Source organism: Mycobacterium asiaticum (assembly GCF_001673635.1).
GTDB classification, from domain to species: Bacteria; Actinomycetota; Actinomycetes; order Mycobacteriales; family Mycobacteriaceae; genus Mycobacterium; species Mycobacterium asiaticum_C.
Genome location: NZ_LZMH01000043.1, coordinates 1 through 17,430, shown reverse-complemented (window position 1 = coordinate 17,430; position 17,430 = coordinate 1). Strand labels below are relative to the sequence as shown.

Sequence of the window (17,430 nt, the reverse complement as noted above, 5' to 3'; positions counted from 1 at the left end):
CACAGGGACACACACGGAAGTCAGGAGATCCGATGGTCCAGATCCACATCGAACGAACGATCGCCGCGCCCGTGGAGAAGGTCTTCGACTGGCTGGCGGATCCGGCGAGCCTGACCGCCGCACCGTTGGTGATCAAGTCGGGCTGGGCGAAGGACTCACCGGCTCCGGGGGCGGGTGCCGTCCGAGTGGTGCTGGGCACCGGCATGTGGTTTCGCGAGGACATCACCGCCTACGATCGCCCGAACAAGTACTCCTACCTCATCGTTCGCTCAATTCCGGCCTTCAATCATGACGGTGGCACGCTGACCTTCACCCCGTCCGGGAGCGGCACCCGCGTCGACTGGCTGACCAACTACACGCACCCGTTGTATGCGGGTGGCAAGTTGCTGGAAAAGGTCAGCCGCCCGCTGTTGCGGTCGAATTTCGAGGCGATCCTGACGGCCTGCGCCAAAGCGCTGGAGAGCCGAGGGTGACGCGCGCTCAGGGACGCACCTTCGTGGTGACCGGTGCGGCCTCGGGCATCGGCCTGGCCACCGCGCGGCGCCTGTTGGACGACGGCGGCACCGTCGTCGGCGCGGACCTGAGCGCACCACCCGACCTGGGTTCGCGGTTCCACTTTGTGACGGCCGACGTCACCGACGAGGCCTCGGTGGCGGCGGTGTTCGCCGCGGTACCCGACCGCCTGGACGGGGTCGTCCATTCCGCCGGGGTGGCCGGCGGCGGGCCCGTTCATCTGCTTCCGCAAGCCGAATGGGACCGGGTGATCGGGGTGAACCTGACCGCGACGTTCCTGGTCGCCAAGGCGGCGCTGACGAAGATGATCGAACAGCCGCGGGTCGACGGTGAGCGGGGCTCGATCGTCACGCTGGCCAGTGTCGAAGGGCTGGAGGGAACCGCGGGCGGCAGTTCGTACAACGCCGCGAAGGGCGGAGTTGTGTTGCTTACCAAGAACATTGCGCTCGATTACGGTCCGAGCGGCATCCGGGCGAACGCCATCTGCCCGGGGTTCATCGACACGCAGATGCTCAAGTCCGTGTTCGAACTGCCCGGCATGGACGGGCCGCTGGACTCGATCACCACCGAGCACGCCTTGCAGCGGCTGGGCCGGCCGGAAGAGATCGCGGCCGTGGCTGCTTTCCTGGTTTCCCCGGACGCCTCATTCGTGACGGGCCAGGCTATCGCCGTCGACGGCGGCTACACCGCCGGGCGTGACCACGGGGTGGTCAAGCTGTTCGGGCTGCCCGGCTGATCAATCGCCTTTTCCGCCTTTGGGTTTCTTACCGTGCTTGCCCGGCGGCCCGGGGGGCGGCGGCGGCGCGGGTTCCGGCGTGCTGGCGACTGTTGTGGCGGGTGCGACGGTTGTGGTCGGCGGTGGCATTGGTGCGGTGGTGCCCGCCGGTGACGGCGAGGGCGTCGACAACGACGGGCTGATCACGATCAACAGGACCGCGAGCACGAAGGTGGCCAACAATGCCGCCGCCCACAAGCCGCGCCGCGAGGGAGGCGCCTGCGGTGGTGCGCCGATGAAGGTGCTGCTGCCCAACGCGGGCAACGGAGCCGTCATCACCCGCGTTGCCGGCCGAATCGGCGAGGTTGCCAGGTCCGCGCTGCCAAGCGCGGCGCGCATCTCTGCGGCCTGACCGAACTTCTGGCTGGGCTGGCGCGCCATAGCCCGTTCGATCACCGCGGCAATATTGGGCCGGACATCCGGTCGCACGGCGGTCAGCGGTGCCGGCGACTGGCGCAGGATCGCGTGCGCCAACGAACCGAAGTCGTTCTGCGGGAACGGGCGGCGCCCCGCCAGGGCCTCGTACCCTACAACTCCCAGGGCATACAGGTCGTCGGACGGGGTGGCCGGTTTGCCGGTCAACCGGTCCGGGCTCACATAGGCCATGCTGCCGACGATTTGACCAGTCATGGTCTGGACGCCGCCGCTGGTCTTGGCGATTCCGAAATCGGCCAGCTTGGCTTCGCCCGTCGCGGTGAACAAGATATTGCCGGGCTTGACGTCGCGGTGCACTATGCCTGCGTCGTGCGCGACGGCAAGCGCGTCGAGAACGTCTTCGAGGACGGACTGGACGAAGGGCTGGGGGAGCGGCCCGCGCGCGATGTGGTCGGCCAGCGACACCCCGGGCAATCGTTCCATCACGATGAACGGCATCCCATGGTGCTCGCCGACGTCGTGGACCACCACGATGTGCTGACTGCTCAACGCGGCGGCGGCGCGGGCCTCGGTCTCGAACCGCAGCCGGCTTTCCGGCCGGGACTCGCCGATCGGACTGAGCAGTTTGATCGCCACCCGGCGGCCCAGCTTCGAGTCCCACCCTTCGCGCACTTCGGCCATGCCACCGCGGCCGAGCACCGGCCCCAGTTCATATCGGCCTGCGAGCAGTCCCGGCGGTGGCTCCAACACCGCCGCACCCGTGGGCTGGGGCTGGCGACCTGTGGGGCTTCCGGGCTGAGTTTCCATGTGTCGTATTCAGGTCATGCGGGATCGCGCGCGATTTCTGCCCGTTGGGGTAGCCGAATGTCCGGACAGCGAAACCTGCGGCGTACTGTTCACCATCGATCGGCGGTGAAGCGGCGATAGGAATCAGGTGACGTCGGTGAGAGATGACCAGCTCGTTTCGCTGGCTCGCGGGATGCGTGATTTGGTGCGCGCCGAAGCGGCCGAATCCGAGCGGAAACGCACCATGACCGACGCCATTGTCGACGAGATGTGGGGCAGCGGGCTGATGACGGCACTGAGCCCCGCCGAGGCGGGCGGTATCGAGCCGTCGTTGGCCGAGACCATCGAGACATGGATCGAAATGGCGTGGCAGGACGGCTCTTTCGGGTGGATCGGGATAGCCAACCTGCCGTCCCGGTTCGCCGCGGCCACCTACCTTCCCGACGAGGGTTTCGCCGAAGTGTTCACGGCCCACGACAATCACGTCACGATGGGCGGGCAGTTCTTTCCCAACGGACAGGGTGCGGTCGTCGACGGCGGCTATCGGGTGAGTGGTTCGTGGAGTTTCGGCTCGGGTGTCGGTCATTCCCAGTACGTCGCGGCGGGGTTCTTCCCGATGGACGACGGCGAAATGCGCTGGGTTAGCGAGGGCATTCCCGAGATGCGGGTGGCGGTGATTGCGCGCGACGAGATCCAATTCAATGACGGCTGGCATGTGCAGGGTCTCAAGGGCACCGGTTCCTACGATTACACCGCCGAAGACGTGTTCGTGCCCGCGGCCAGGACGTTCGGGCTGTTCGACCGCCGCCCGTACCGCGGGACGTCGCCAGCTGCGCGGATGGGGCTGATGCCGGTGACCGCCGCCGGGCACGCGTCGTGGGCGCTCGGGGTGGCCAAGAGCATGCTCGACGACGTCACCGAGCTGGCGGCGACGAAATTCCGGATGAGCGACATGGCGTCGCTGGCCAGCCGGCCCACCTTCCAGAAAGGCTTGGCACACCACGTCGCGGCGTGGCGCGCTGCCCGGCTGCTGGTGCTCGACGCGTTCAGCACCGCGGAGACCGCGGTTGCCGCGGGGGAGGACCTGAACCCGACCCTGCGCGCGGACATGCGGGCGGCCGCCGTCTACGCCACCGATACCGCGCGCGAGTGTGCCGAGTGGGCTCACCTGGTGGCCGGCACCAGCTCGATCCGGGAGGGCAGCCGGCTCGAACGCGCCTTCCGTGACCTCTATACCGGCACCCAGCACGCGTTCATCAGCGAGAAGGTCGCGATGGACTGCGCGCAGATCTGGTTGGGCATCATCGACGATCAGTTCGGACTCTGATCTGTTTGACTGTTGCCATGACTGACCATGAGCTGGCCGCGCGACTGGCGACCGAGGCGGGCCGGTTGCTGCTCGGCGTCCGGGCCGAATTCGCCGAGGCCGACGCAAGCGAGCGGAAAGCTGCGGGGGACAAGCGCTCTCACGACTTTCTGATGGAAGCGCTGGGCGCCGAGCGGCCCGACGATGCGGTGCTGTCCGAGGAAGGTGCCGACGACCCGGTGCGATTGCGCTCGGAGCGGGTCTGGATTGTCGACCCGCTGGACGGCACGCGCGAGTTCTCCGAACTCGAGCGCGACGACTGGGCGGTGCATGTCGCACTGTGGCAGGCCGGCGAACTCCTCGCCGGCGCGGTCGCCCTGCCCGCCCAAGGGATCACTTTGGCGACCCCGACGGTCGCGCCGCCGCCGGCCACCCCGGACAAGCCGCGGATCGTGGTGTCGCGTACCCGTCCACCCGCTATCGCGCTGGCCGTGCGGGACGAGCTGGATGGGATTCTGGTCGAAATGGGTTCTGCCGGAGCGAAAGTGGCCTCGATCGTGCAGGGGCTCTCCGATGTGTACGTCCACGCCGGTGGGCAGTTCGAGTGGGATTCGGCCGCACCGGTGGCCGTCGCCCGGGCCGCCGGCCTGCACACCTCCCGCATCGACGGATCCGCGTTGGCCTACAACCAACCCGATCCCAAGCTGCCGGATCTGGTGGTGTGCCGTCCCGAATTCGCCGACGCCGTGCTGGCGGTTACCGGCCGTTCCTGAGCGGACCTGCGCCGGCCCGGCCGCAGATACGGCTTTGCCCGCCTCCGAGCGACAACTGTCTGGTTGAATTCGCAAGTCCCGGACGGGATTGCGCATTACACCAGACAGGTGTCGCTCAGAGGCGGGCAACAGTCCATATGTCCCCGGGACGGGCTTACCTTGCCCCGCTGAACTTGGTAAGGACACCCGAGGCCACGCTGCCGCCGATGATCAAGCCGATACCCAGCAGGAAGTCCACCGAGTCGGTGACCAGTCCCACCACGCCGGTGACGACGATGAACGTCGGCAACCATTCGACCATCTGCAGCATCGAGGGGACCTCCGCCGGCTCGCCGTTGTCCAGGTCGAACATGGCTGAGGCGTAGTCGGGGTAGAACTCGGTGAAGGCGATCGCGAAGAAGATCGCTGCCAGCTGCAGGATCCAGCCCGTCCAGAAGTTGCCGGCGTCCTGCAGAACCGCGTCGCCGAAGAAACCGGCCGCCGCCGCGAACGTGAAGGCACTCGCCCACACCGCGGTGATCACGTTGTTGATCCGCTTGAACAGCGGGCTGTCCCAATACTCCTGCGGTGTCGTGTCCTTCGCGTACGCCATGGTGAACGGCCGGCGGATCAGCAGTGTGAACCACGCGAACAGGGCGAGGGAGATATTGGTCAACTCACCGGCCCACACTTCCAGGAACCGCAGGGCGCTGTCGGTGGCGACCAGGCCGACGATGGCCAGCGCAGCGAAGAAGACGGCGCCGAACACTTCCAGCAGGTGAATCTTGATGCCGCGCGCCAGCCCGACGAGCAGGATCAACACCGAGAAGGCCAGCGCGGAGGCCACCGCGATCTCGAATCGGCCCGGCGCCGACAGGATTGACAACAGCGCCCACGGCGCGATCCCGGAGAACGGCGACTTCAAGAACCCGTCAAGTATCTCGCCGACACCACGGCGTGCCTTGGGCTGCTCCATCGAGGGCTGCGTGTCGCGGGGGGTCGGCTGGGTCATAACAGGCTCCGATTTCCTAACATTCCAATTGTGACAGGTCGATACTGACATACGTGCCAGTGACATGTCAATTGTGGAAGGTTATGATGGTCCGGTGAGTTTACGACACGCGGCGCTGGGATTGTTGTCCCAAGAGCCCGGCAGCGGTTATGACCTGCTGAAACGGTTCAAAGAGTCGATGGACAACATGTGGCCGGCCACTCAGAGCCAGCTCTACGGCGAGCTCAACAAGCTCGCTGGCGCCGGGCTGATCAAGGTCTCCGACGTGGGTCCGCGCGGGCGTAAGGAATACGAGATCACCGACGCCGGCCGCGCCGAGTTGTATCGCTGGATGATGTCGCCGCAGGAGGATCCGCCCATCCGCAACGCCGCGATCCTGCGGGTCTTTCTACTCGGTCAACTCGAGCCCCCCCAGGCGCGGGAGTATCTGGAGTCGTTGTTGGCCCTGGCCGAAGAAGAACACGCCCGCTACGCCGAGATGCTCGATGCCTATGACTGGACGATGGACGACGACGCGTTCTTCGCCCGGGCTGCCCTGGAACAGGGTCTGCGCTGGACCCAGCATGAGATCGAATGGGCGAAGTGGGTGCTCGACGGCCTGCGGGAGCGCAGCGCTAAACGGTCGGCTTAACCAGCTCAGCCGGCTGGGCCGCTCGCAGCGCATCCCCAAGCGTCCAGATTGCCACGCCCAGCAACACCAGGTCTTTGAGCAGGAACTGGCCCGGTAGGGCGGTCAGGACGGGTATTCCCGCGGCATGGGTTGCAAACAGCCCGGGTGTGGTGAACAGGAAACTCACCGTCCCCAGAAAGAGCACGATAGCCAGCGCACTACCGAGCACGGACACCCTGGGCCATACCGGGAACGTCGCGATCAGCAGTGCCGCAACGATTTCCATCGTTCCCAACGCTCGCGCGACAGCCGTGACACTGAGGAAGTCGTAGATCCAGCTCATCAACGGGCTGTGTTCGATGAGCACTTTCGATTCCATCTTGACGTACTTGCCGAACCCGATCCAGGCCAGCACCAAGACCAGTCCGTAGCGGGCGACGAGCTGGCCGAGGCTTGTGATTTTGTCAGCGATTGGAGTCACAGCAATGTATTACGTAAAAGGGCGGCGGTCGGTTCGATCGCGTAGCGCCCGGCCCATCCGGGCTACGGCCTCGGTCAGGATCGCCTGCGAGGTCGCAAAGTTCATCCGGACGTGACCCGCGCCGCCGCTGCCGAACACGTGCCCGGAGCTGAGCGCGACGCGGGCGTGATCGCGAAACCAGCGGGCGGGACCGGACAGATCGGCCACCACTTTCAGGCCCTCGGTGTGGTCATCGTCGATGCCGAGCGCGCGGCAGTCCAGCCAGGCCAGGTAGGTGCCCTGGGGTTCCAACAACCGCACGCCGGGAAGGTGCTCGGCGACCAAGTCGTTGAGCAGCGCGCGGTTGGCATCCAGGCCTCCCAGCAGCGCATCGAGCCAGTCGACCCCCTTGCTGAACGCCGCGGTGTGCGCGATGAGGCCCAAGTGGCTGGCGCCGTGGCCCACCTCTTCGGGCATCCGGCGCAGTTCCGCACCTGCCTCGGGGCCGGCGATGGCCAGCGCCGCCTTGATACCCGCGAGATTCCACGCCTTGGACGCCGATGTCAGCGCCAGCGCATTCTCGGCACCCGGGACGCTCAGATAGGGCGTGAAGCGTGCTCCCGACAGCACCAGCGGAGCGTGGATCTCGTCGGAGACCACCCGGACATCGAACCGGCGGGCCAGGTCGGCGACCGTACGCAATTCGTCGGCGGTGTGCACGACGCCGGTCGGGTTGTGCGGGTTGCACAACAGGTAGGCGACTTTGCCGGCAGCGCCCGCAGTCTTGCGCGAACGCGCGAACGCTTCGGCCAGCACGTCGAGGTCGATGCGCCCCCCGGCATTAAGCGGGGCTTCCAGCACGGTGCGGCCGTCGTGCGAGACGAACGCATAAAACGGCGCGTACACAGGCGAATTGACGATGACCGTGTCTCCGCGGTCGGTGACCAGACGCAACATCTCGACGATGCCCAGCATGACGTCGGGCACCACCCGGGTGCGTCCGACCGACAGCCCATCCCACTGCCAGCGCCCGGCGGCGAATTCACTTATCGCTTTGGCATAGCCCTTGCCGTGCGGGTAGCCGGTGTCGCCGGCGTCGACGGCCCGGTGAATGGCTTCCGCCACGCTGGGAGCCAGGTTGACGTCCATCTCGGCGACCCACAACGGCAGGACATCGGCGGGGTGGGCGCGCCACTTCATGCTGGTGCGGTGGCGCAATTGATCAAGCGTCAACTCCTCTAGCGGGTTATCGACCACTGCTCGAGATTAGAAGATGGCGCAGTTAGGAGCTCAGGACGTGATGAAGGCGTGTGTCGGGATGGTCAGCGGCAGGTCCACCGAACTCAGCAGACCGGGTTGTGCGGCAACGACATACGGGACGGCGTTGACGACGCGCATGGCGGTGGCCACCATGGCGCCGGCTCCGGAGGTCATGTTCGCGATTCCCGCTCGGGCGGGATCACGCAGCGTGGCGGCCAGGCTGCAGTCGATGTCGGGGTCGCCGCTGATCACCACGCGGTAGGAGAGGTCGCCGATCCCGGTCGGCCAGTCCGGCGCGACGTCATGCGCCAGGCGGGTGACGTGCTCGATGACGATGGCCTCCCGACCGTCAACCACGCCGATGGCCCGCATCCGCAGCGCGCCGCACGTACCGGCTTCGACAGTGCCCATCGCCACTTCCAATGTCCGGTTGGTGACGGCGCGATCGAAGGTCTCGCGAATCTCCTGAACCTCCACGCCGAGCGCATCGCCGATCAGCCGGATCTGGCCCTGCCACTCACCGGCGATCGCGCCCGGGAAGCTGATCCATGGCTGATAGTCCAGCGGGCGACCGAAACCCAATGCGTCGCTCATGATGTCGGGCACGCCGTAGTCGTCGTAGAGACCGATCTCGTAGGAATGGATCTTCTCGATGGCCGAGGATTGCGTGCACAGCACCAGGGGCAGGTAATCGGCGGCGAAGCCGGGCTCGATACCCGAGGCGTATAATGACACCTGGCCCTGCTTTGCGGCGGCGACCAGCTGGTCGCGCCATTCGGTGGGTGTGTAGGCGTGCGGGTTCACCAGCCGGGTGGTGCTCGTGGTGACGACGTTGATTCCGGCTTCCAGCAACTTCGCGTAGTCCGGGATCGCCAGGGCGTCGCGTTCGGGGCCGCTGGCGGCATAGATGACGCAGTCGGGTTTCAGCGCGATGAGGGCATCGGCGTCGGTGGTGGCGGCAACGCCGATCGGATCGCCACCGGCCAATTCCCCGGCGTCCCGGCCGTCCTTGTCCGCGGAATGCACCCATACCCCAACAAGATCCAGATTTGGGCGCCGTTGGATCGCGCGAATGGCTATCGACCCGATGCCTCCCGTCGCCCAAACCACTACGCGGTGACTTGCCGGGTTGGCCATCCGGGCCCCCTTGCTGCTCTGCGATACCGAATATTTGATCCGCAAGTTAACAGTCGGCGCGATGACGGGTCAAGGGTTGCAGTATGTTCTGGGTCGGCCTGGCCGAGCGTCATGAACAAACGTTAGGTTATAGCGGACGTGAGGAGACGGTTATGCGGGTCGTGGTGTGGTCGACCGGGGGAGTCGGATCGATTGCGATCGACGCGGTGCGGCGCCGGCCGGACCTGGAACTCGTTGGGGTCTGGGTACATTCGCCGGACAAGGTGGGGCGGGACGCGGGCGAGTTGGCCGGTGGTGCGCCGCTGGGGCTGGCGGCCACCGGCGACGCGGACGCGTTGATTGCCATGAAACCGGATTGTGTGGTGTATGCCGCCAGCGGCCCCGACCGCGACGGCGCCGCCGTGCCCGAATATGTGCGTCTGCTTTCGGCCGGGATCAATGTCGTTTCGACGTCCTCGACGAGCCTGGTGTATCCGCCGTCCTATTTCGCGCCGGACTGGCGTGACCAACTCGAATCGGCGGCGCGGGACGGTGGGGCGTCTTTGTACGTGTCGGGCATTTTTCCCGGCTTCGCCTCCGATGAGATGGCGCTGCTGATGACCACGCAGTCGAAGAGCATCCGCAGCATCACCGTCAGCGAGGTGGCCCTCAACGATCACTATCCGGTGGCCGACGTGATGATGGACGGCATGGGGTTCGGTCGCCCGCTGGATTTCGAGCCGATGCTCAAGACGCCCGGGTTCATCGAAATGGCTTGGAAGGCATCGCTTTGCCTGATCGCCAGCGGGCTGGGCGTCGAGATCGAGGAGGTGCGGGGCACGCTGGATCGCGAGTTGACCGACCGCGACATCGAGGTGGCTTTCGGCACGATTCCCGCCGGCACCTGCGGGGCGGTACGAACTCGGGCGGCCGGGGTGGTGAACGGCCGCGAAGCGATCGTGGTCGAGCACGTGATCCGGATGGCCCGCGACGTCGCACCAGACTGGCCGACGTCCGACTGCGACGCGACCTACCGGGTCGACATCGAGGGTGAGCCGGACATTCACTGTGTGCTGACGTTGGGCGCGGCGGAGGGACACGGCGCCGGACGCGCGGCGATGGCCGCCACGGCCATGCGGGTGGTGAATGCAATTCCGTATGTTGTCGAGGCCCCAGCGGGATTGCTGAGTTCGTTGGATTTGCCGACGACCTTGCCGCGGCACGCATTTGAGTAGCGCCCGCGAGCAGACGCAAAAGCGCCCGACACGCCGAGCGTGTGGGCGCTTTTGCGTCTGCTCGCGCGTCAGGCGAGCTGGACTCGGCCGGTGATCAGGTCCATGATCGGCTTGCCCGGGGCGTAGGACCCGGTGATCGACGCCATCGCGTGGCCCTGGTCGACGTTGAGCGTGATGCCGTTGACCGATGCCGCGGCGTCGCTGTTCAGCAGGATCATCGCCTTGCCGATGTCCTCGGGCGTCAGGGTTTGGCTGCCGGTGTCGTCGCGGTAGTCCTGAGCGAAGGTCAGCCACAGGTCAGCATTGGCCCGGGCCAGCGGCGTGTCGGTCGGGCCAGGGCAGACCGCGTTGATGCGCACGCCCTTCTTCTGGAAGGGGTATCCCTGCCAGGCGACGTAGCCGTTGATCGCCTTCTTGCTGAACCCGTAGTGGATGATGCCCTGCGCCTCGCGCTCCTGGCACCAGTCGTGTGCCGACTTGTAGTCGGGCGTCGCCAAGAAGTCCTGCACGAGTTCCAGATCGTTCTCCCAGCCCATGCCGGCCACCGACGAGATGAAGCAGATTGCCGCACCGCGCTGCAGCAGGTCCTTGGCGAACAGCCGCTCGATCAGGTGCCGGTGCCCGATGAAGTTGACCCGCATCAGCTTTGGCCCGTCGGCCACACCGGCGGCGGAGAACAGCTTGTCGACCTGCCCGTCGAGTTCGTCGACCGCCCGGTCGATCGAATCCTGATCGCTGAGGTCCAGCGAGATCGCCCGATCGACCTCGAAGTCCACCGGTGCATAGTCCATCACCGTGACGTGCGCACCGAGAGACTTCGCGATCTGCGCCGCCGCGGCGCCCATACCGGTCGCGCCGCCGACCACCAGAACACGCTTTCCCTGGTAACCCAACAAGTCTGACGCCGTTGTCATCTCATCCCCTTTTTCCCTGGTGGTTCGTGCACCGACGTTACAGTATCTGGACCAGATGTAAGTTACAAACCCCGCGGTTGACCTCTGTCGCAGGTCCCACGTAGCGTACGTGAGACAAATATTAGGTTTGCTAGGAGTGGCCTTGTTCACGCTGCGGTTCGACATGCGGGCCCCGGCTTTTGGGGGTGACCCGGCGGAGCTGTATGCCGCAGTGCCGGAGATGTGCGCATGGGGTGAACCCATGGCTGCCTGGCAGCGGTGCTGTGTGAACACCATGGATCCGACGACGGCTACCTGCCGTCACCCCTGTTGCTCGCGTCGGCGATCGCGTCGCGCACCGAGCGGCTGGCGCTGACGCTGATCCTGATCTTGCCGTTCTATGACGCGATCCGGCTGGCCGAGGACATCGCCGTGCTCGACATCGTCAGCCGGGGCCGGGCGTCCTACATCATGGCGTTGGGATATCGGCCCGAGGAATACGAGATGTTCGGGCTGGGCCTGGGCGACCGCGGGCGACTGGCGGACGAAAAGCTGGGGATGCTGCGCCAGTTGCTTGCCGGGGAGACCGTGGTGCAGGACGGGCGGCGAATCAAGGTGACGCCGCAACCGCTCACCCCGGGCGGGCCGGGGATGATGTGGGGCGGCGGCAGCGTCGCGGCGGCCCGCCGGGCCGGCCGCTACGGGCTGGGCATGCTGGCGAACGGCAACGTGCCGGGAATGCGCGAGGCGTACGAGTCGGCGTGCCGCAAACACGGCCACGAGCCGGGGCCGGCGTTCTTTCCCGACCGCGACACGCCCTCGGTGACTTTCGTCGCAGACGACGTGGACCGGGCCTGGTCGGAGCTCGGCGAATACTTGCTGCACGACGTTCGTACCTACGCCGCCTGGAATCCCGGCAACGAGACCTCGGCGGGCTTTTCGCATGTCTCGACGATCGACGAGCTGCGCGAAACCGGAAAGTCGCACGTGATCATCACGGTGGAGCAGGCGATTTCCTGGGTCCGCGCCGGAAAGATGTTGACCCTGTCGCCGTTGTGCGGCGGTGTGCCGCCCGAAGTGGCGTGGCCATATCTGAAGAGGGTGGGTGAGGTCGTCTTGCCCGAGGCCGCCCGCCCGGTAGCCGCGGAGAGTGCATGACATCTACCGAGATTTATTACGACCCCTTTGATTTCGACATCGATGACGATCCGTACCCGATCTGGAAGCGGATGCGCGATGAGACTCCGCTGTATTACAACCCCAAGTACAACTTCTATGCGCTGAGTCGGTATGAGGATGTCGCTCCGGAGCTGACCAACTGGGAGACCTACCGCTCCGGCCGCGGCACCACCATGGACATCATCATGAGCGGGGTCACGGTGCCGCCTGGGGTGATCCTGTTCGAGGATCCACCGCTGCATGATCTGCACCGACGGTTGCTGTCAAGGGTTTTCACGCCGCGACGGATGGAGGCGATCGAACCGCTCACCCGGGACTTCTGCGTTCGTGCGCTCGACCCGCTGGTGGGCTCGGGGCGCTTCGACTTCATCGAGAACCTCGGCGCGATGATCCCGATGCGCACCATCGGCTATCTGCTGGGCATCCCCGAAGACAGCCAGGCCAACATCCGTGATCGGGGCGGGCGAGCAATCAACCTCCGGGAGGGGACTTTCCGGGCGGTCGACGAGGATCTGTTCGAGAAGAGCTACGAGGTCTTCGCCGAGTACATCGACTGGCGCATGGACCACCCGTCCGACGATCTGATGACGCAGTTGCTCAACGCCGAGGTGGAGGAGAACGGTGTCACCCGGCGGTTGGAGCGGACCGAGGTGCTGATGTACACCAGCATGATCGCCGGGGCCGGTAACGAGACGACCACCCGCCTGATCGGTTTCATCGGTCAGCTGCTCGCCGAGCATCCGGACCAGCGCCGCGAGCTGGTGGCGAATCCGGCGCTGATCCCGATGGCGATCGAAGAGGTGTTGCGGTACGAGGCGCCGTCGCCGGTGCAGGCCCGGTATGTGGCCCATGACGTGGAAAGCCATGGCACCGTGATCCCCGAGGGGTCGATCATGTTACTGCTCAACGGATCTGCGAACCGTGACGAGCGCAAATTCGTCGACGGTGAGCGGTTCGACATTCATCGGGGCGGTGGTCATCTGAGCTTCGGGCATGGCCTGCACTTCTGTCTGGGTTCGGCGTTGGCGCGCATGCAGGCGCGGGTGGCGCTGGAAGAGGTCCTCAAGCGCTGGCCGGAGTGGGAAGTCGACTACGCCAACGCCAGCAAGGCGCACACCAGCAGCGTGCGGGGCTGGGCCAAGCTGCCCGTCATCACCGGATGAGGTACTGAGACATCCGGGCCGGGCTATCCGAGCTGGTCCACCAACACCGCGCCCTCGGGTCGGTTACCGAGTGTTTGCAGTTGCAGCGCAATGCTTTCGGCCTGCGCGGTAAGGCGCAGCACCTGGGCCAGTTCGCCGGGCGCATCGCATTGCAGGTAGTGGTCGGCGGTCGGCATCACCCAGTAGCGGCTTCGGCCGGCCATGTTCCGCAGATACTTCTGCCAGACGTGGTTCGCCACCCGCAGCGGTGCAACGGTGTCGTGCACGCCCCAGACCAGGCTGACGTTGACGTGCAGTTTGGATAGTGCTTCCAGCCAACGCTTTTCGTCGGCGGCGCGCTCGTGCAGATACTGGATGGTGTCGGGCAGCACGCGCATTCCGTCGTTGTAGGTGAAACACTTCGCCAGCGCGGCGATTTCGGGATGCTCCAGTGTGCGGCGCGGCATGAAGGTGGTGTACCCCAGACCGGCGGCCAACATCTCCGGTGTGGTCTCCGCGGCCGTGGCCCGGCCCGTCGAACTGTCGAGCAGCGCGGTCTGGAATGCGGTGAGGTTGGACAGCGGCAGGTAGATGTTGGCGTTGGTGATGATGAGATCGATCGGCAGTGCCGACTTCTCCGCCAATAGACCCAGCGCGATCATGCCGACGCTGCTGCCGCGATCGTGGGTGATCATGCGGAAGTCGGTCAGGTTCCACACCTCGGTGATGGCATGGACGAGCAGGCGCGCGTCGTCGTAGAGCGAATAGACGTAGGGCTGGGGCGGCTTGTCGGACACGCCGTAGCCGGGGAAGTCCAGGGCGAAGATCTCGAACTCCTCGCTGAGTTCGCGGGCCAGCGGGTAGTAATCGATGCTGGAGGTGGGGAAGCCGTGCACGCAGACCAGCGGGGGTGCACCGGGTGTGCCGTAGCGCCGAAGGAAAACCGTGACCTCTTGCTTGTCATTGGCCTCAGTGGTGGATCGCCACTGCAATTCCGTTCCGCCGCTGTTCCATTCCACAAAAACGTCCATGGTGTTGGCCTTTCTGGGCTAGGTGAGCGGGAAGGTCACAATGGCCAGCAGCAAGGGCAACTGGTTTCCCTTGAGTTGAGGAGCGGCCAGCACCGCGGGGCCGAAGAATGATCCGCTGAGGTAGTTGTCGGCGTTCCACACTTGTTCCGCATTGACCTGCCCTTGATAACTGAAACCTTCCATCACGTAGGGCAGGCCGTCGGCCTCCAGCAGCGACGGGCCGCTCATCAATTGAAAATGCAGGTGCGGGGCGTTGGAGTTGCCGGTGTTACCCAATTTGGCGATCTGCTGGCCCTTCTTGACCTTGTCGCCGGGCTTGACCAGTAGCGAGCCTTGGATGAAGTGGGCGTACATGGCGTACACACCGTCGCCGATGTCCATGATGATGTGGTTTCCGTCAACGTTTTCCACGGTCAGCTTGGCGGCCAGGGCCGGCTCGGATGCGGGCAGGATGCCTGGCACGTTGGCCTCGACGTTGTCGAGGGTGGAGACGACGGTGCCGTCGGCGACGGCGTACACGGGCGTCCCGTAGCTGACGAAGCTCTCGTTCTTGGTCCGGTCGCCGTCGTAGAAGTTGCCCTGGTCGTTCATCCGCATCCAGTCGATGGCGAAGCGCTGACTGTTGTTGAGTTTCATGTTCACCGGGAGGATGGCGTCGCGGTGTGCCCAGCCCGGATCGCAGCAACCGTTGAAGGCGACCCAGTTGTTGCCCTGCAATGGGGAAGCGATGAGCCGCGGCATGCCGGCCGAGATGTTGAGCGGCGCGCCCAAGGTGTCAATGGGGCTGGGCTGGCTGGATGCGCCCGGATTGGTGACGCCGGTGCCGTGCAATCGCAGCATCACGGCTTTGGGAAAGTCCGACAGGTTGTCCAACCGGAAATCGATGAGCAGTGAGCGCGCTGATTGCGGCGGGATGGTGACATCGGGTGCGGGCGCGGCCGGTACCAGTCGCAGCCGGTTGCAGTTGCCGTAGTTGCAGGCGGGATCGACCAGTGCCGGCCCGGTGAACGAGGCCAGCACCTTGTTGGGTTCCCGGGCGTCGACGACGTCCACACCGGTGAGGGTGGCGGGTGCGGCGGTCGAATTGGTGACCTGCACGTCGAAGGCCAGGTGGTACTTGTCGTCAGTGCCCGGGAAGGGAAAGGTCGGCCGGCTGATCGGGTTTACGGTCAGCGGGGTGAACGCGTCCGGGACCGTGACCCCGGCTAGCGGGTCGGCGGGGGGACTTGCGGTGCCACCGGATTGCTTCGGCGTCGATGTGCAGGCGGCGGTGGTGAGCAGGATTCCAAGGAGCGCCAGACTTTTCCGGCGAATTGCTTGGTGTCGCCTTCGCCGCTTCGCCATATACAGTCCCTCCCTTGTCAGCCCGGCTGAGCATAGTATCCCGAGTCGCAAGCGGATCACGACATGAAATCGCTAAGCAAAAATAACGATAACGAATCTCCAAGCCACCACGGTGTCGCGCGAAAATCATGCGCAGGCAAAGTGCGGCCGACTTCAGCCAGGAAGAAATGCGAATTCTGACACTCATGAATGGCGATACCGGTGCAGGGATAGGGGGATCGTGCTCAGACGGTTCCGTGCTGCACTCGTCGTGGTGGTCGCTTCGTGCCTGGGCGGCGGCTTGGCCGCGGCGGACCCCGGAGGCGTTGCGAGCGTGATGGCGGCCGCATGCGAACAACGGACCCTGGTGCTGACCGCGTTTCCCGCCGAAGCGGATGCCGTGCTGGCGCACACCATGCTCGATGCGAATCCCGTTGCGGTGTACGACAACCAGTTTTACTACCGCGGCTCGATCGCCGGTAAGAAGGTGGTCGTCGCGATGACGGGTATCGGCATGGTCAACGCGACACGCGTCACCGAGGCCGCGCTGAATCGCTTTACCTGTGCGTCGTCCAACATTGCCATTGGGGGAGTGGTCTTTTCGGGTGTGGCCGGGGGTTCCGGCCGAACCAGCATCGGCGATGTCGCCGTGCCGGCCCGGTGGACTGTCGACAACGGCGCGACCTTCGCGGCGGTCGATCCCGGCATGCTGGCCGCGGCGCAGACGCTGGCCGTCAACCTCAGTGGCGTCAACAATCTCGGGAATCCGATGTGCTTGTGCCGTCATGTGCCGACGGTCAAGCTGATCGATCTCAAACGCCAACCACAGTTGTTCGTTGGCGGTGACGGGTACAGCCACGATTCCAACAACGGCCAGGCATTTCCGTGTGTGCCCAACAGCGGAGACGTGTTTGGGTGCCAACCGTGCAGCGCACCTGGCCGATCGCTGCTGTACACCGGCAACTTTTTTCAGGCGATCGGTCCGTGGCTGGCCAAGGGGTTGCTCAGCAACCTGAACATTCAGACGGCGGAGAACCCGGCCTTCGACGCGGTCGACCAGGAGACCGGCGCCGCCCTGGCGGTTGCGGTGGCACACGGGGTGCCGTTCCTCGGTATCCGGGGCATGTCGGATGGGCCCGGAGATCCGCTGGGGTTACCGGGTTTTCCGTTTCAGTTCTTCTTCTACAAGCAAATCGCCGCGGAGAACGCGGCGCGGGTGGTTGAGGCGTTCCTGGGGAATTGGACTGGTGCGTGATCGGCCGGGAGGCCCTGGGGCGTCCGCGGGAGTCCTGGGGTGTCCGCGGGAGCCGTTGGGTGTCCGCGGGAGCCCTGGGACGTCCGCGGGAGCCCTGGGACGTCCGCGGGAGCCCAGGGGAGTATGTGCGTCGTTGCCCGCCTTTCAGCGACAATGTCGCTGAAAGTTATTTAGCCGCAGCAACTGTCGATGGTTTGTCGCTGCAAGCCGGGCAAAGGTCACTGTCTCAGGCGAGGGCAAGATGCGCATGGCGCCCAGCTAGCCGGAATAGCGCCCAGCTAGCCGGAATACCGCTCAGCCGGGCTCCCCGGCCTCCCCGGCGCTCACCAGACCGATCCCACACCAGCCCCATCGCAGTAATCTCTCAAGCCGCCAGCACCGCCCAGGCGTTCAGCGACATTGTCGCT

At 65.5% G+C, this 17,430-nt stretch carries 16 protein-coding genes and 1 pseudogene; 9 read left to right on the top strand and 8 right to left on the bottom strand.

The features are described 5' to 3' along the window. The first annotated feature begins 32 nt into the window (after positions 1-32). Together A5645_RS12180 and A5645_RS12175 are read left to right on the top strand one after the other, a co-directional pair. Positions 33-473: an SRPBCC family protein gene (locus A5645_RS12180; RefSeq protein WP_065035362.1), complete on the top strand. Its 441-nt coding sequence runs from the start codon at positions 33-35 to the stop codon at positions 471-473. Next, positions 470-1,249 carry an SDR family NAD(P)-dependent oxidoreductase gene (locus A5645_RS12175; RefSeq protein ID WP_065129663.1) on the top strand — a complete coding sequence of 260 codons (780 nt, stop codon included), beginning with the start codon at positions 470-472 and terminating at the stop codon, positions 1,247-1,249. Before A5645_RS12180 ends, A5645_RS12175 begins: the two co-directional genes overlap by 4 nt. Here A5645_RS12175 and A5645_RS12170 read toward each other — a convergent pair whose 3' ends face one another. Further along, the gene (locus A5645_RS12170) at positions 1,250-2,470 is read right to left on the bottom strand and encodes a serine/threonine-protein kinase (protein WP_081288308.1); all 1,221 of its coding nucleotides are present in this window, start codon (positions 2,468-2,470) and stop codon (positions 1,250-1,252) included. Between the two features lie 172 nt (positions 2,471-2,642). Here A5645_RS12170 and A5645_RS12165 point away from each other — a divergent pair, with 172 nt between their 5' ends. Together A5645_RS12165 and A5645_RS12160 are read left to right on the top strand one after the other, a co-directional pair. Beyond that, on the top strand, positions 2,643-3,776 hold the full coding sequence (locus tag A5645_RS12165; protein WP_436405493.1) for an acyl-CoA dehydrogenase family protein: 1,134 nt from the start codon (positions 2,643-2,645) through the stop codon (positions 3,774-3,776). 17 nt (positions 3,777-3,793) lie between these two features. Next, a complete protein-coding gene (locus tag A5645_RS12160) occupies positions 3,794-4,528 on the top strand; it encodes a 3'(2'),5'-bisphosphate nucleotidase CysQ (RefSeq protein ID WP_065035365.1) in 735 nt (244 codons plus the stop codon). 154 nt (positions 4,529-4,682) lie between these two features. On the opposite strand, the gene A5645_RS12155 is transcribed toward A5645_RS12160, so the two are convergent. After that, positions 4,683-5,519, bottom strand: a complete 837-nt coding sequence (locus A5645_RS12155) for a DUF3159 domain-containing protein (protein ID WP_436405490.1) — start codon at positions 5,517-5,519, stop codon at positions 4,683-4,685. A gap of 94 nt (positions 5,520-5,613) precedes the next feature. Here A5645_RS12155 and A5645_RS12150 point away from each other — a divergent pair, with 94 nt between their 5' ends. Beyond that, positions 5,614-6,150, top strand: coding sequence for a PadR family transcriptional regulator (locus tag A5645_RS12150; RefSeq protein WP_065129760.1), 537 nt, complete (start codon positions 5,614-5,616; stop codon positions 6,148-6,150). Here the strand turns inward: A5645_RS12150 and A5645_RS12145 are convergent. The 3 genes from A5645_RS12145 to A5645_RS12135 are packed head-to-tail and all read right to left on the bottom strand — an operon-like array spanning position 6,134 to position 8,986. Beyond that, a complete protein-coding gene (locus A5645_RS12145) occupies positions 6,134-6,601 on the bottom strand; it encodes a DUF417 family protein (protein WP_155767985.1) in 468 nt (155 codons plus the stop codon). The genes A5645_RS12150 and A5645_RS12145 overlap by 17 nt on opposite strands. Positions 6,602-6,619: 18 nt before the next feature. Next, on the bottom strand, positions 6,620-7,846 hold the full coding sequence (locus A5645_RS12140; protein ID WP_155767977.1) for a MalY/PatB family protein: 1,227 nt from the start codon (positions 7,844-7,846) through the stop codon (positions 6,620-6,622). 33 nt (positions 7,847-7,879) lie between these two features. Next, positions 7,880-8,986: an NAD(P)H-dependent amine dehydrogenase family protein gene (locus A5645_RS12135; RefSeq protein WP_065129659.1), complete on the bottom strand. Its 1,107-nt coding sequence runs from the start codon at positions 8,984-8,986 to the stop codon at positions 7,880-7,882. 152 nt (positions 8,987-9,138) lie between these two features. Between A5645_RS12135 and A5645_RS12130 the strand changes: the two genes are divergently transcribed. Beyond that, on the top strand, positions 9,139-10,200 hold the full coding sequence (locus A5645_RS12130; protein WP_065129759.1) for an NAD(P)H-dependent amine dehydrogenase family protein: 1,062 nt from the start codon (positions 9,139-9,141) through the stop codon (positions 10,198-10,200). 68 nt (positions 10,201-10,268) lie between these two features. Here the strand turns inward: A5645_RS12130 and A5645_RS12125 are convergent, their stop codons facing one another. Continuing rightward, a complete protein-coding gene (locus tag A5645_RS12125) occupies positions 10,269-11,279 on the bottom strand; it encodes an SDR family oxidoreductase (protein WP_301336990.1) in 1,011 nt (336 codons plus the stop codon). Here A5645_RS12125 and A5645_RS12120 point away from each other — a divergent pair. Together A5645_RS12120 and A5645_RS12115 are read left to right on the top strand one after the other, a co-directional pair. Then, positions 11,257-12,251 (top strand): annotated as a pseudogene (locus A5645_RS12120) (LLM class flavin-dependent oxidoreductase). The gene A5645_RS12125 and the pseudogene A5645_RS12120 overlap by 23 nt on opposite strands. Further along, complete coding sequence (locus tag A5645_RS12115) at positions 12,248-13,435, top strand: cytochrome P450 (RefSeq protein WP_065129658.1); 1,188 nt, start codon at positions 12,248-12,250, stop codon at positions 13,433-13,435. Before A5645_RS12120 ends, A5645_RS12115 begins: the two are co-directional and overlap by 4 nt. Before the next feature lie 23 nt (positions 13,436-13,458). Here the strand turns inward: A5645_RS12115 and A5645_RS12110 are convergent, their stop codons facing one another. Next, positions 13,459-14,445: an alpha/beta fold hydrolase gene (locus A5645_RS12110; protein WP_065129657.1), complete on the bottom strand. Its 987-nt coding sequence runs from the start codon at positions 14,443-14,445 to the stop codon at positions 13,459-13,461. A gap of 18 nt (positions 14,446-14,463) precedes the next feature. Beyond that, positions 14,464-15,789, bottom strand: a complete 1,326-nt coding sequence (locus A5645_RS12105) for a M23 family metallopeptidase (protein WP_065129656.1) — start codon at positions 15,787-15,789, stop codon at positions 14,464-14,466. A 220-nt stretch (positions 15,790-16,009) separates the two neighbouring features. Here A5645_RS12105 and A5645_RS12100 point away from each other — a divergent pair, with 220 nt between their 5' ends. Then, positions 16,010-17,023, top strand: coding sequence for a phosphorylase family protein (locus A5645_RS12100; RefSeq protein ID WP_081288307.1), 1,014 nt, complete (start codon positions 16,010-16,012; stop codon positions 17,021-17,023). Positions 17,024-17,430: the final 407 nt, after the last annotated feature.